This window comes from Paenibacillus hunanensis (assembly GCF_014645615.1).
GTDB lineage: Bacteria > Bacillota > Bacilli > Paenibacillales > Paenibacillaceae > Saccharibacillus > Saccharibacillus hunanensis.
Genome location: NZ_BMMB01000001.1, coordinates 133516 through 147928, shown reverse-complemented (window position 1 = coordinate 147928; position 14413 = coordinate 133516). Strand labels below are relative to the sequence as shown.

The following is a 14413-nucleotide window of genomic DNA, read 5'->3' as shown; positions in this document are numbered from 1 at the left end:
TGCTGTGCAATCGATCCAAATGTGTAGCATCCCTTCCATAAATGATAAACGCTTACATTTCCAATTCTATTGTAACGCAATTGGAGGATCATTTTTTAGGAAAGCTTAAACATTTGGTGGTGCTTTTTATAGTAATCGATAATAAAATCACGCAGGCTCTCAGCAGAAGCGGATAACACCTTATTTTTCAACCAGAATAGACTGACCGAGTAGGTCGGCGACACATCGGCAATACGAATATAATGCAGGTTGAATTGGCGACATACGGAGATAGGCAATAGGGCAATACCCTGATTCACACTAATAATCTCTGTCAGCAGATACGAATCCACCTCGAAAATGCTATTCGGCACAAAGCCAGCACGCTCACACGTCTCTCGAATAAACTCGCTGTATTCGCGATTATCCGCCAGCGAAATAAACGGCTCCTGCGCTACCTCGGATAACGATAGCTCCTGCTCCTTCGCATACCGATGATTCACTGGCAGCACCAGCACAATATCCTCATCGATTAATAGATGGCTCTCAATCTCCTCGTCTTCTGTATGACGACTGGCAATACCCAGATCGATATCCCCCTGCTTGAGACTGGCAATCATCTCATTGCGCATTTTAATCCCCTGATGCACCTTGGCATCCGGATAACGCTGAATATATTGTGTGATCAGTCGAGATAAAAACCGTGGATTTGAAATGGAAATTCGGATCGTATTCGCCTGAAGCTGCTCCTGCGCTTGAATCTCACGCTCGGCATTATCCAGCTCGATAAAAATTCGGTTCACATGCTTGAGTAAAATCTGACCGGACGCACTTAGTTGAATATTGCGCCCCCTGCGAATGAATAGCTCTGTCCCCAGCTCATCCTCCAGCCTTTTAATCGTTAGACTCAAGGAAGGCTGCGCAATATGCAGCTGCTTGGCAGCCCTGGACATATGCTCTGTATAGGCGACCGTTTGAAAATATTTCAGTTGAAGTAGCTCCATTCTTCATGCCCCTCTCATTTATCACAGTAAATGTATATATACTTTATGATGTATTGGAATATATGTAAATAAAGACGTAAAATAAAGCTATAGAAATCAAACTGCTACGGCAGAATACGGATCAGTGAAAGGAATGGTTTGATTATGAAGATCGATATTAACAATACGTTCCAAAATTTTAACACACCACTCACTGCACCAGCTTATCCTGTTCCAACGTACAAATTTGTCAATCGTGAATACTTAAATATTATTTATCGCACCGATATGGAGGCGCTGCGTGCTGCTGTACCAGAGCCACTGGAAATTAAAGACCCGCTCGTCAAATTCGAAGTGATGTGGATGCCGGATGTATCCGGTCTGGGTGCCTATACTGAAGCCGGTCAGGTGATTCCGGTTCAGTTCAACGGCGAGGACGGCGACTATGTGCATTCGATGTATGTCGATAACTTCCCAGCGATCGCCAGCGGTCGTGAGCTAACCGCCTATCCGAAAAAATGGGGCGCACCCAAGCTGTATATCGATTCCGATACACTCGTCGGCACGCTCGACTATGGTAGTCTGCGGGTAGCGACTGCAACGATGGGCTTCAAGCATTTTGAAATGGACAAGGAGCAGGCCAAACAGGAAATCTGCCGTCCCACCTTTATGCTCAAGCTGGCAACCGATTATGAAGGCAATCTGCGTCTATGCGATCTGGTTCGTACACAGATTACAGATATTACAGTCAAGGGCGCATGGTCTGGCCCGGCACGTCTGCAATTGTTCGAGCATGCACTCGCACCGCTTGCTGATCTGCCTGTACGTGAGATCGTATCCGCTTCGCATATTTTAACCGATCTTACACTTAGCCCGGCAACACCGGTATATAACTATTTGGAGCAAAAATAACGGGTTACAGCCAAACAAACAGGTTAGAAAAATCCGATTAGAACAATCAGAATCAGACGGAACAGCAATACAAATAGAGAATGAAAGCAGCACCCTGTAGACTCAGCACCATTATAAGGAGGCAATCATCATGAGAATTGCAATTTTAGGAGCAGGCTCACTTGGAACGATCGTCGGCGCTTATCTGAGCGACGGCGGTATGGATGTTGAATTAATCGATACGTATGAAGCACATGTGCAGGCACTGAATGAAAAGGGCGCAAAGGTTGTTGGTACGACTGAATTTACCGCACCTGTTAAAGCAATCACGCCTCAGCAAAAATCCGGCACCTACGATCTGGTACTGCTGCTGACCAAACAATTATATAATCGAGCTGTACTGGAGGAGCTACTTCCGTTCCTGCATGAGGACAGTGTCGTCTGCTCCCTGCAAAACGGTATACCGGAGCAAAGTGTAGCCGATGTGGTTGGTGAGCATCGCGTCATTGCAGGCTCAGTCGAATTCGGCGCTACCTTTATTGAACCGGGCGTATCCCAGCTGACTACAGAATATACCCAGTTTAAAAAATACGCCTTCCAAATTGGTGAGCTGAACGGTGAAATGACCGAACGCATTGAGCAGATCAAAACCGTGCTTGATCATGTCGGCGGCACCCATGTATCTGACAATCTGGTCGGCACCAAATGGTCGAAGCTATTGATCAACAACGCATTTAGCGGACTATCTGCTGCATTGAATGGCGAATATGGACATATTCTGGATGATGAGGTCGGCATTGTGAGCGCCGTGCATATTGCGGATGAGACGATCAAGGTCGGTCATGCTAACGGAATCCAGTTTGCAACGATGAGCGGCTTCGATATCGCTTCTCTGGAACTGCATAGCGCTGCGGATATTCCTGAACGTGTGCGTACTTTCCGCACGATGATGGAGCCTTCTCGCCTGCTCAAAGCGAGCATGCTACAGGATCTGGAGAAACAACGCAAAACAGAGATTCAATATATTAATGGTGTAGTGCCACAGCATGCTGTCGGTACGGGGATTGCAACGCCGTTTAATGATCTGGTCGTGAAGCTGGTACAGGAAGCGGAGGCTCGTCAGGGTGTGCCAACGTTTGAGGAGAATATTCGGCTGTTTGCACAGTTGATTGAGACGGAAACGGTGAAGTAAGCTGCGGTGAAGGTGTAGTGGCTATGAGATTGGTTGAAGTAAGAGAATTATGAAACGCAATGTAGTTTCATTGGAGTCATGCTAGCTGGAATGGAGTTGTATTGAAGACTTTGTATAAAACAGTATGCTAAGTGTGATGTTGCAATATGTGTCTTTGTACAATGTGAGTCGTTCTGTGCTACGAAATGAACAACAATGAACGCAACGCCTTTACGTGTCATCGCGCGTATGGCGAACAACCGCGCAACAATATCAATAACTAATAAAAGCAACCCTGCTGACCTAGAATTGGAGTCGGCAGGGTTGCTTTTTGACGTACATCGTTTCTTTATTATCGTTCCGCACTATTTAACGAAGGACAATTATTGATCGCCTTTCAGCTTTTCCACATTCTTCTCATACTCTGCCTGGCGGTACGCCTGGACTTTATCAAAGCCGTATTCATCGCGCTTGGTCAGGTAATTCTGGAAAATCTGGTCAAACTCACTATCCGATGAAGCGAGCAGCAGCTGTGGCAGTGTTTTGCCCCATAGCTGTTCGATCTTCGTATTGATGATGCCTTCTGGTGAATTGCCAGTTGGATCGAGCTGGTCAAATTCGGAGCGGCTCACCGTTTTGCCCTTTGTCCAGTCTTCCATTTGCTTGAATGGCTCGACACTTTCTGGCTTCCACTGGTCGGTGATGTTGGTATCCATCTCCATCCAGTATTTGTGGGAAGCACCATACTGGGTATCGAAGGCAGAACGATCACTATTAAGCAGCTTGAGCACTTCTGGCTTGAACACAGGCTTGTTGTTCACCATATCGTAGGTTACGCCTGGCTCACCCATGTACAGATCGCGCTGTCCTTCTTCGCTAATAATGTATTCGAGGAAACGAATAGCGCGTGCTTTGTCCTTCACGTCTTTGGAGATCAGTGTTAGCGTCCAGCCAGAGATGCCCGGGCCACTCAATACAGGTGGGTCCATCTTCTCGTTAGATGGGCCATCGACTGCGATGTAGACGGAATTCGGGTCCTTTGCGTACAGTGCATTTTGCTGTGTACCAAAGTCACTCCGCTGATACAGCATTGCAAAATAACGTCCCTGTGAAATTTTCTCCTCCATCTGTGCGCGCTTGTCGATGAAAATATCCTTTGCTAATAGCCCTTCCTGGTTCGCCTGACGCAGCGTTTTGAGCCATTTTACATATTCCGGGTCGGTAGAGCGGTCATACAGCTTGCCGTCCTTTTCCATCGGTACATTGAGGAAATTTTGCAAATAGCTTTCCAGTGAGTAGTTGCCATTCTCGGTAAACTCGTGCAGACCGAGCGGAATGAGCGGCTGCCCGTTCACCTGTGGATACTTTTCTTTTGCCATTTCCAGTGCTTTCAGGAAGCCTTCCGGTGTCCGCATGTCTGGCTTGCCGAGCGCTTCGTACATGTCCTTACGTACAACAAATACCTGGTTGGACACATAGTTTTCGCCGTATTTTTTGAAGTCAGCTGGTGAAGATGACGCGTTCGGATAGCCATATACATTGCCGTCTGGCTGGGTATACCATGCCAGCTTCGCAGGATCAGTCACCTTGAAGAAATATGGATCATACTGATCTGCCAGCTCATTTAGCGGCAGTACCAGCTTCCCTTCCATCATCTTCTTCACTGCATCCTCGCCCCATGCGAGTGTAATAAAGTCGGGCAGCTTACCGGACGCGATCATCGTGTTCAGCTTCTCGTTCTCATTCCCTGCTGGGACGATAAAGTTGACCTTCACGCCCGTCTTCTTCGTTACGTATTGGCTCGTAATATCCTTGCCCCAGTCGGTGCCGGTGTACCATGAAAAGTTCATATACCAGTCAAATGTAATCGGCGAGGTGTCTGCCTTCCAGCCCGGTTCATTGGCAGATGCCTGCTTGACCGGTGTCTGGTTCTCATTGGCACTCTTGCTACCCCCACCAAAATAGGAGCACGCTGTCGTCAGCGTGAGTAGTCCCGCCATCAGCGCGGCAATGGCTGGCTTGCGCCAGGAGCGTGTAGAGCGCTTGGTCATTTTCGGATCGGTATTGCGCATGAATATAACCCCTTTCAAAATTAAGGTTTGTTTAAAGGTAGGCGCTTTTGAGCTTACTGTATCAATTGGATACTACACGAACACAGCTTGTACATTTTATTTCATAATGATCCAAACCGATGCCATAATAAGTAGACTCTATTCCTTTACAGCTGGGTATAACTCATTCTACTAATCAGCCTGCTCACGATAGAAAATAAGCTAGAACGTGATGTCAGCCCTTGATCGAACCGATCATCATCCCTTTTACAAAATACTTCTGCAAGAACGGATATACAAATACAATTGGCATCGTCGTAACGACCATCGTCGCCAGTTTGATCGATTGCGAGGTGACGGAGCGCGTAATGCCGCCCGGCACGGCTGCCAGCATCTGATTCGAGCTGGATTCTGCCACGACCCGATACAGATACGTCTGAATTGGCTGTAGCGACGTGTCGTTCATATAGATCATACCTGTGAAATAATCGTTCCACTGGTATACACCGTGAAACAATCCAATCGTAGCGACAACAGGCATCGATACCGGAAGCACGACTCGCAGGAAAATCGACCAGTCATTCGCTCCATCGATACGTGCCGCCTCTTCCAGTCCATCTGGAATTTCACGGAAAAAGGTCATAAAGATAATCAGATCGAAAAAGCTGAACATCGCTGGAATAATGTACACCATAAAATTATCAAGCAGCTGCAAATCCTTCATCAGCAGGAAGGTTGGAATTAAGCCACCGCTGAAAAACAGCGTGATCGTGCCGATCCAAATGTACAGCTTACCCCCAATCAGATCACGTCGAGATAGCGCATAGGCGACCATCGCGGTGAACAGTACATGAATGAATGTACCGATAATCGTCTTGGCGACCGTAATCCACATTGCCTGCATAATGCCTTCGCTCTGGAATACCGCCTTGAAGCTCTCCAGACTGAACATCCGCGGCCACCAGTAAATGCCACCGCGCATCGCATCTGTACCTTCGTTAAATGCATTGACCAGTACATACCAGATCGGGTAGATCGTGACGAAGCAGATGAAGATCATAAAGATCGTATTGCCGATATCGAATATCATTTCACCGCGGGTACGGCGGGATGAGGTTAGCATAGGGGTACACTCCTTTCATTTTTCAATCAAACTCTCTGTATATATCCTTCATATATCCTTCGCTTCTATTATCTAATTTGAGCTAGGTTACCGTTTTGGTCTAAGCTTCATAACCATTTCTTTTGTACGTTTCGTATACATCTCTTTTGTTAAGCTAGATTTGCTAAGCTAGACATACATTCTGTCCTCATCTTGCAGGCTACTCATCTAAAACAGTGATGTATTATTCAACCGCTTGGTCACCTGATTCGCGATAAGGAGCAGAATCAACGCAATCACTGATTTGATCAGACCGATCGCTGTTGAATACGAGAACCGTCCAGACAATAGACCCGTCTGGTACACGTAGATATCGATCACATTACTTGCGCTCTCATTGAGTGAATTGCGCAGCACGAGAATCTGGTCGAAGTTGGAATTGAGTACACCGCTGACCGCCAGAATGAACAGGATCGCGATCGTGCTCTGGATACCTGGCAGGGTGATGTACCACATTTTCTGGAAACGTCCAGCGCCATCGATCGTTGCAGCTTCGTACATTTCCGGCGATACACTCGCCATCGCTGCCAGATAAATGATCGCTGACCAGCCAAGCTCCTTCCAGATGTCTGAAATGATGACGATGGCCCAGAAGTATTGCGGCTCTGCGAGATACGAGATCGGCTGGTCGATCAGATGTAGGGCTAACAAAATCTGGTTGATCACACCGACATCGGCGAGCCATGTGGTCAAAATGCCACCCAGAATGACCCAGGATAGAAAATGGGGTAAATACGAGATCGTTTGGACGGACTTTTTGAAGCGGACTGAACGAATCTCGTTCAGGAATAGGGCGAATAGAATTGGCAATGGGAACCCGATAAATAGCTTGATCAAGCTAATGCCTAGCGTATTCCGAATAACGTCCCTTAAATTCTCATCCTCCATAAAGGCTCGAAAATGCTCCAGCCCCACCCATGGTGCAGCTCCGATGCTATCAACAATATTAAATTCCTTGAATGCAATCACGATTCCGTACATCGGAATATAGTTAAAAATGAGCATCCAGACGACACCTAGTAGCGCCATGACCTGTAGATGCCGCTGCGTATACAACCGTCGAAACCAGCGCCGCATCCGCCCAGCCGCTGTCGTCTTGGTCTGCGGACGCGACTCCGACCCGGTCTTCATCCCGGTTTCCATGATATCTCCCCCTTTTATATGTAAGCGATTACAATTATAGGTTTAATTATATCGATTGCTAGGATGAGCGGGAATGTCTCATTTTTCGTATTAGGTGTCTCATTTTTCGGGTTGGGGCTGGGTGAGTGGGTCGGAATTGAGAAGTGAGGGAAGTTATTGGAAGCTTAGGTGAGTGTGCAGGGTGATGATGGGAGGGGATGGGCTGAGGCGTGTGGTTTGGAGGTAATGGGTATAAAAATAGAAGGTGCTCCGTATGATATGGAGTACCTTCTATTTGGTGAGTATTTTTCAGCTATTTTATGGATTGTTGGAGGTTACTTGTATCTGTTCTTTTTGCTTAGCGCATGTAGAATACCGTAAATAATTCCTCCTATAATTATCGCGGAGATAAGAGCAAACAAGGTAGACAAGATAAAAGCTTTAATCATACTGCCGATTGCGAGATCATTGACTTTTACATTCAAACTATACAACAACAAAAAGACAATGAATGTGATCCAAAAAGATTGGGAAGCAAAAAATCTAATCATTCATAAAACCCCTCAAAAATCGAAAAAATTTATATGATAAACTATCTACATACACCGATATCTTCATGCTGCCTATACAAAGCAAAAGCCGTGATGAATCAGGATTAACCTGTGCATACCGCTTGTTACTTACAGGATGAGCTTGTTTTCACTTTGCTGAATCAGATAGTGAACGAATAGCGTCTTCCGTTAATCCGGTTGCTTTTACAATCGTTTCGATGTCCACCCCTAGGCGCAAAAAGCGTAAGGCTGTCTGCTCAATACCTTTTTCGATCCCCTGTTCTATACCTTTTTCTATGCCTTTTTTTATGCCCTTTTCGATTCCCTTTTCGATTCCCTTCTCAAGGCCTTCTTCCATACCTGCTTTAAATCCATAGATCTCTGCGTTCTTAGCGGCTTCCATTAAAGAAGCCTGATCATGAAGATACTTCTGCCGAGCTTCATAGCGCATACGTGCTTCTTGATCCTGGCTTAGAAATTCCAGTGTATCCATTGCCTTTTTCAGTTCTGGCTCATTCATCGTCAGCACCTCCCAGTGGTCGGTTGTTACGCCTTTTAAAAATAATAACCAATTGGCGAGTCCTCCCTTTTCCAAAGCAAAAGACTGTGGATCGAGCTTGGGTAGCTCTAAAAAGTGAATCTCAATATCATCAGTTAACGCTATTGCGGTTTGATCCTCACGTAAGTGAAATACACTATGATACAGTTCATTTTTTAATAGCTTAAAATCTAAAATGTTAATCGTCACACACGATTTTAGCGTACTATATGACTGTCCTTCGATAAGCTGTGAAGCATACATCTTACTCCAGTAAAATAACGTCCGTTTTTCCATATCATAGCGGTTAAAGAGCTGCATTTCAACATTGATCAATTCACCTTCTGATGTACTAGCGCGAATATCTAGAATCGATTGCTTATCAAGCGGATCATCTTTATCCAGATACGGATTAAGCAAAACAATTTCACGAAGTAGCGGTCGATTCGCTTCGGCAAACGTTCGATTTAAAAAAGCTAATAAAACATCTCGATTCTCTTCGCTTCCAAAAATACGCTTAAATAAAAAATCATTCCGAGGGTCTAATAACTCGTTCATCCATCATCCTCCATTAACCTCATCATTGTTTAACATAATCGTGCTACAAGTTGGATAGCTAGATAAAATCAGGTGTAGCCGTGCATCATATGTAGGAGCTAAAAATCTTTGTTATACGCATTAATCATATAAAAAATTCATTCCAAAAACAAGAACACTTGTTCTTTTTTTCAGAATGAATTTGATTTGTAAGAAGTTTAAGCAGCTATAATAAACAAGGAGCAACCCTGATCGATAATATGATCAGGGTTACTCCTTGTTTAGACTTTGGATTTAAATCATTTTCTGATTGCATCATCCATGTCACTATACAATGATCTGATTCAAATCATTTCGAGCTATCACTTCAAACTCGTACCTTTATTCTTATTATAAATATCAAATGCTACCGCCAGCAGCAATACCAGACCTTTAATTCCCTGCTGCCAGTCGATCCCGAGTCCGATCAGGGACATACCATTGTTCAGTACACCCATAACAAGACCGCCGATAATGGCGCCGAATACAGTACCGATTCCGCCAGCTGCGGATGCGCCGCCGATGAAGCAGGCTGCGATGGCATCCAGCTCGAAGTTGGTACCTGCGCGTGGAGTGGCTGCGTTCAGGCGAGCGGCGAAGATCAGACCGGAAACTGCGGCGAGTACGCCCATGTTGACGAATACCCAGAAAGTTACTTTTTTCGTTTTGACACCGGACAGGCCAGCTGCTTTTTCGTTACCACCGATGGCATACACATGACGACCCATCACGGTACGGTTCATGACGAACGAATAGATAATGATCAGCAGGAACAACAGGACGAGAATCGTTGGAATCCCTGCATAGCTTGCCAGTACGAATGTAAACAGGTTGATGATCGCGATCACGAGCACCAGCTTACCGATAAACAATCCCTGTGAGCCGGTATCGAAATTGTATTTGCGCTGTGCAGCACGACCGCGCAGCTCCGTCCATACGTAAAGTACCGATAGAGCGATACCTGCGATAATCGCGACGATATTTGTTGCTGCATTGGTAAAGTCAGGTACAAAGCCGGAGCTGATCTTCTGGAAGCCATTCGGGAATGGCGAGATCGATTGACCTTCCAGCACGATCATCGTCAAACCACGGAATAGGAGCATCCCGGCTAGTGTGACGATAAAGGCAGGTATGCGTACATACGCAACCCAGAAGCCCTGCCATGCACCGATCAGACCACCGATGACGATGGACAGAATAACTGCCAGCACCGGGTTCATTTGCCAGTTGACCATGAAAATCGCGGAGATGGCTCCGACGAAGGCAGCGATCGAACCGACAGACAGGTCGATATGCCCGGTGATGATGACGAGCACCATTCCGATCGCGAGTACGAGGATGTAGCTGTTTTGCAGAATCAGGTTGGTGATGTTAATCGGCTTGAGCAGCAGTCCTCCGGTTAAAACCTGGAACAGTAGCATGATGAAAATGAGAGCGATGATCATACCATATTGGCGAATATTGCCTTTGAACAGGCGGCTGAGTCCGCCTTGCTTGTCTTTTTCTTTGACGGGCTTGCTTAATGTGGACATGGGTGTAGCTCCTTTCAACTTTGTTGTTGGGTGGATGGGATTGGAAGCTTGGCTCGTTGGAGGCGCTACGGGAAGGGATAGGGAACGGGCTCGGGTGGAGCACCGAGAATCTACGGCTTAGGAGTGAAGGTAGATTCTCGGTGCTCCAAAGTCGCCCTTTTCCCTATTCCCTTCCCTTCGCTTTGTACGAGCGAAGGAGTACCAAGTCCCCTCCAAACATGGGGGTGACCGGGAATATTGGATGTATGCGTTCGTTCTGCGCGTTTATGGCAGGTTTTTTAATTACATTTTTAGTTAAGTTGGTTTGAGGTCGCATTGGATGCGGCAGATGGATGCTTTTTAGTGTATATCGCTGATTTGTGCTTGGCTTTTCAGTGTTGATTTTTGCATTGGTTTTGGTTTGACATGACTCTCTACAGGCTTACAGCTTGGTGGTGTTACACCTTTGCTTTATCGCGGGTCATGTAGGCCATTAGTTTTTCCTGGGTTGCTTCTTCGCGGGTGACCTCGCCGGTGATTTTGCCGGCGTTCATGACGTAGATGCGGTCGCAGATCCCTAGGATTTCGGGTAGCTCGGATGAGATGACGATGATGCTTTTGCCCTCATCGGCGAGCTGGTTGATGATGGTATAGATTTCGTATTTGGCGCCGACGTCGATGCCTCGGGTTGGTTCGTCGAGGATCAGGATGTCGGGGTTGGAGAAGATCCATTTGCCGAGTACAACTTTTTGCTGGTTACCGCCGCTCAGGTTGCCTGTTTTTTGCAGGATGCTTGGCGTTTTGATCTTCATGCGTTTGCGCATGTCTTCGGCGACGAGCACTTCCTCGTGTTCGTTCACGACAGTACCGCGCGACAGGCGTTCCAGTCCGGTTAGGGAAATATTGCGTTTGATATCGTCCATGAGCACGAGTCCATAGTGCTTGCGATCCTCGGTGACGTAGGCGAAGCCGTTGTTGATCGCCTGGGTGACGTCGTTGTTGCGAATTTCTTTGCCGTCCTTGATGAGCGTACCGGAAATATTTTTGCCATACGAGCGACCGAAGATGCTCATTGCCAGCTCGGTACGACCCGAACCCATTAGACCCGCGATGCCGACGATCTCGCCGCGGCGTACGTTCAGGTTGGCGTTATCGATCATTTTGCGGTCGGCATGCTGTTCATGGTAGACGTTCCAATCGCGTACTTCGAGCGTTACGTCACCGATGCGCGGCGTGCGCTGCGGATAACGGTGGTTTAGGTCGCGACCGACCATGCCGCTAATGATGCGATCCTCGCTCACCTCATCTTTTTTCATATCAAGCGTCTCAATCGTCTGTCCGTCACGCAAAATGGTGACGGAATCGGCGACTTTGGCGATTTCGTTTAGTTTATGCGAGATGATGATACAGGAGATGCCCTGACTCTTGAAACCGAGTAGCAGCTCCAGCAGATTCTCGCTATCGTCTTCATTTAGTGCGGCTGTGGGCTCGTCGAGAATGAGCAGCTTTACGCGTTTGGAAAAGGCTTTGGCAATCTCGACCAGCTGCTGCTTACCAACACCAATGTTCGTTACGAGTGTGCCGGGTGGCTCACTCAAGCCGACCTTGTCGAGTAGCTCACGCGTGCGCTGCATCGTTTCGTTCCAGTCGATCACGCCGCCTTTTTTGCGTTCGTTGCCGAGGAAAATATTTTCGGCGATCGATAGATATGGAATCAGTGCTAGCTCCTGGTGGATGATGACGATGCCGAGTTCTTCGCTGTCTTTGATGTTGCGGAACTGGCAGGTCTGGCCTTCGAAAATGATGTCGCCGTCATAGCTGCCATAGCCGTACACGCCGCTCAGTACCTTCATCAGCGTGGATTTACCAGCGCCATTTTCGCCGCAGAGCGCATGAATCTCGCCCTTGCGTACTTTCAGGTTCACGTTCTCCAGTGCCTTGACGCCGGGGAAGGTTTTGGTGATGCCTTTCATTTCCAAAATGATGTTGTCGGGCATGGGTTTATCTCCTTTCATGGCTTGAATGGGTGGCGGTGGGTGCTGTTGCAAGGGACCGCTTCGGGAAGGGATGGGGAACGGGCTCGGGTGGAGCACCGAGAATCTACGGATTAGGAGTGAAAGTAGATTCTCGGTGCTCCAAAGTCGCCCTTTTCCCCATTCCCTTCCCTCCGCTCCGTGCAAAGGCATCCATGCCGTTTTCTGCGCGGGGGCAGGGTAGGTCAAGGGATTTTGGGATTTAGGAATCTGAGATTTGAAGGCTTAAAGATTTTATGGTTAAAAAATTAAAGATTTACAGATTTCGATGCTTTAGAGATTGATAGGTTTTAGGGATTTAAGACATTTTAAAGTCTTGTATATCATGCGTACTGTAATAGCCAGGGTATGTCTGTTATGGGCTTAGGTGTGCACGACATATGTGACGTATCAGGAAAAAGTAGACTTCTTTTTACCAATGGTAGTTTGAGTGAGAATTCGGCTTGTAGTGCCTGGTTGCAGACAGAATACAAGCACGTTGATCTCTCTTTTACTTCGCTGTTGCGTTGTTGCCGTATACTTCTTGCTCGGTGTAGTAGTTGCTGCCGATGATTTGTTCTTTGACGTTTTCTTTGTCGACGGATACCGGGTCGAGCAGGTAGGCTGGGACGACCATGACGTTGTTGTTGTAGGTTTTGGTGTCGTTCACTTCGGCTTTTTTGCCTTGTAGGATGCTATCGACCATACCGACTGTTTTTTCGGCGAGTTTACGGGTGTCTTTGAAAATGGTCTGGGTTTGTTCGCCGGCTACGATGGATTTGATCGAAGCGAGCTCGGCATCCTGTCCGGTGATGATCGGTAGTGGCTTGTCGGCGGAGCCGTAGCCTACGCCTTTTAAGGATGAGATGATTCCGATGCTGATGCCGTCATATGGTGACAGTACAGCGTCCAGCTTGTCGCTACCGTAGTAGGCGCTTAGCAGGTTGTCCATCCTCGCCTGGGCGAGTGAGCCATCCCAGCGTAGGGTGGCGATCTGTGCCATTGTGGTCTGTTTACTTCGGACGACGAGTTTGCCGGAATCGATGTATGGTTGCAGTACAGACATGGCACCGTTAAAGAAGAAGTAGGCGTTGTTATCATCCGGTGAGCCGCCGAACAGTTCGATGTTAAATGGGCCTTTGCCTTTGTCGAGTCCAAGGCGCTTCTCAATGTACGATGCTTGCAGTACGCCGACCTTGAAGTTATCGAAGGTCGCATAGTAGCTTAAGTAGGGTGTGTTCATGATCAGGCGGTCATACGAGATCACCTGAATGCCCTGCGCGTGGGCTTTGCCGATTACGTCGGTCAGTGTGTTACCGTCGATCGCAGCGACGACGATCACGTCGACCTGCTTGGTGATCATGTTCTCAATCTGGGAAATCTGGTTTTCGACGACGTCCTCGGCGTATTGCAGGTCGGTTTTGTAGCCTTTGGACTGGAATAGCTTGACCATGTTATTGCCGTCTGCGACCCAGCGCGCCGACGATTTGGTCGGCATGGCGATACCGACATAGCCTTTCTCTCTGCTACCTGCACTGCTTTCCGCCAGATTGCAGGCACTGAGGGTGATCATCATCGCAGCGATCAGCAGCAGGATAAGTCCCCTTTTCATTACGGATGCTCCTTTCGTGAATATGCTGCAAGCAGCATGGTTTGGGAATGGACATGAGGCGTTGCAGAAGCAGGATGATGCTGTACAGTTGAATGTGTGTTGCTTCTGGTTGTGCCGTTCGAGAGATTTTGGTAACGCTTTCGTAAATTAGGATAGCATTGAGATGGAAGTGGTGTCTTTTCGTTTATTTGACCTTTTTTATAAAAATCGGACTTCATTTTTGTAAATTCGTATTCTGCTACAATAATTGTTTA

At 47.2% G+C, this 14413-nt stretch carries 10 protein-coding genes; 2 read left to right on the top strand and 8 right to left on the bottom strand.

Annotated elements, in window-relative coordinates; translation table 11 throughout:
• Window positions 1–95: 95 nt before the first annotated feature.
• Window positions 96–983, bottom strand: coding sequence for a LysR family transcriptional regulator (locus IEX62_RS00605; RefSeq protein ID WP_188773474.1), 888 nt, complete (start codon window positions 981–983; stop codon window positions 96–98).
• 144 nt (window positions 984–1127) lie between these two features.
• Here IEX62_RS00605 and IEX62_RS00600 point away from each other — a divergent pair, with 144 nt between their 5' ends.
• Together IEX62_RS00600 and IEX62_RS00595 are read left to right on the top strand one after the other, a co-directional pair.
• A complete protein-coding gene (locus IEX62_RS00600; protein WP_188773473.1) occupies window positions 1128–1874 on the top strand; it encodes an acetoacetate decarboxylase in 747 nt (248 codons plus the stop codon).
• Window positions 1875–2004: 130 nt separating this feature from the next.
• On the top strand, window positions 2005–3045 hold the full coding sequence (locus IEX62_RS00595) for a ketopantoate reductase family protein (protein ID WP_188773472.1): 1041 nt from the start codon (window positions 2005–2007) through the stop codon (window positions 3043–3045).
• Window positions 3046–3407: 362 nt separating this feature from the next.
• On the opposite strand, the gene IEX62_RS00590 is transcribed toward IEX62_RS00595, so the two are convergent.
• From IEX62_RS00590 to chvE, 7 genes are all read right to left on the bottom strand, one after another.
• Window positions 3408–5096 (bottom strand): extracellular solute-binding protein, encoded by a 1689-nt coding sequence (locus IEX62_RS00590; protein WP_373289075.1) that lies wholly within the window; start codon window positions 5094–5096, stop codon window positions 3408–3410.
• A gap of 214 nt (window positions 5097–5310) precedes the next feature.
• Window positions 5311–6198 (bottom strand): carbohydrate ABC transporter permease, encoded by an 888-nt coding sequence (locus IEX62_RS00585; protein WP_188773471.1) that lies wholly within the window; start codon window positions 6196–6198, stop codon window positions 5311–5313.
• Window positions 6199–6405: 207 nt separating this feature from the next.
• The gene (locus tag IEX62_RS00580; RefSeq protein WP_188773470.1) at window positions 6406–7380 is read right to left on the bottom strand and encodes an ABC transporter permease; all 975 of its coding nucleotides are present in this window, start codon (window positions 7378–7380) and stop codon (window positions 6406–6408) included.
• A gap of 678 nt (window positions 7381–8058) precedes the next feature.
• Window positions 8059–9006, bottom strand: coding sequence for an Rpn family recombination-promoting nuclease/putative transposase (locus tag IEX62_RS00575; RefSeq protein ID WP_188773469.1), 948 nt, complete (start codon window positions 9004–9006; stop codon window positions 8059–8061).
• A 341-nt stretch (window positions 9007–9347) separates the two neighbouring features.
• Window positions 9348–10556 (bottom strand): multiple monosaccharide ABC transporter permease, encoded by a 1209-nt coding sequence (gene mmsB / locus IEX62_RS00570; protein WP_188773468.1) that lies wholly within the window; start codon window positions 10554–10556, stop codon window positions 9348–9350.
• A gap of 437 nt (window positions 10557–10993) precedes the next feature.
• Window positions 10994–12532, bottom strand: coding sequence for a multiple monosaccharide ABC transporter ATP-binding protein (mmsA, locus tag IEX62_RS00565; protein WP_188773467.1), 1539 nt, complete (start codon window positions 12530–12532; stop codon window positions 10994–10996).
• A gap of 526 nt (window positions 12533–13058) precedes the next feature.
• A complete protein-coding gene (gene chvE / locus IEX62_RS00560; RefSeq protein WP_188773466.1) occupies window positions 13059–14159 on the bottom strand; it encodes a multiple monosaccharide ABC transporter substrate-binding protein in 1101 nt (366 codons plus the stop codon).
• Window positions 14160–14413: the final 254 nt, after the last annotated feature.

Excerpts from the sequence above, each read along its gene's own strand:
- IEX62_RS00605 (WP_188773474.1), bottom strand. The coding sequence starts at position 983 with ATGGAGCTACTTCAACTGAAATATTTTCAAACGGTCGCCTATACAGAG.
- IEX62_RS00600 (WP_188773473.1), top strand. The coding sequence starts at position 1,128 with ATGAAGATCGATATTAACAATACGTTCCAAAATTTTAACACACCACTC.
- IEX62_RS00595 (WP_188773472.1), top strand. The coding sequence starts at position 2,005 with ATGAGAATTGCAATTTTAGGAGCAGGCTCACTTGGAACGATCGTCGGC.
- IEX62_RS00590 (WP_373289075.1), bottom strand. The coding sequence starts at position 5,096 with ATGCGCAATACCGATCCGAAAATGACCAAGCGCTCTACACGCTCCTGG.
- IEX62_RS00585 (WP_188773471.1), bottom strand. The coding sequence starts at position 6,198 with ATGCTAACCTCATCCCGCCGTACCCGCGGTGAAATGATATTCGATATC.
- IEX62_RS00580 (WP_188773470.1), bottom strand. The coding sequence starts at position 7,380 with ATGGAAACCGGGATGAAGACCGGGTCGGAGTCGCGTCCGCAGACCAAG.
- IEX62_RS00575 (WP_188773469.1), bottom strand. The coding sequence starts at position 9,006 with ATGAACGAGTTATTAGACCCTCGGAATGATTTTTTATTTAAGCGTATT.
- mmsB (WP_188773468.1), bottom strand. The coding sequence starts at position 10,556 with ATGTCCACATTAAGCAAGCCCGTCAAAGAAAAAGACAAGCAAGGCGGA.
- mmsA (WP_188773467.1), bottom strand. The coding sequence starts at position 12,532 with ATGCCCGACAACATCATTTTGGAAATGAAAGGCATCACCAAAACCTTC.
- chvE (WP_188773466.1), bottom strand. The coding sequence starts at position 14,159 with ATGAAAAGGGGACTTATCCTGCTGCTGATCGCTGCGATGATGATCACC.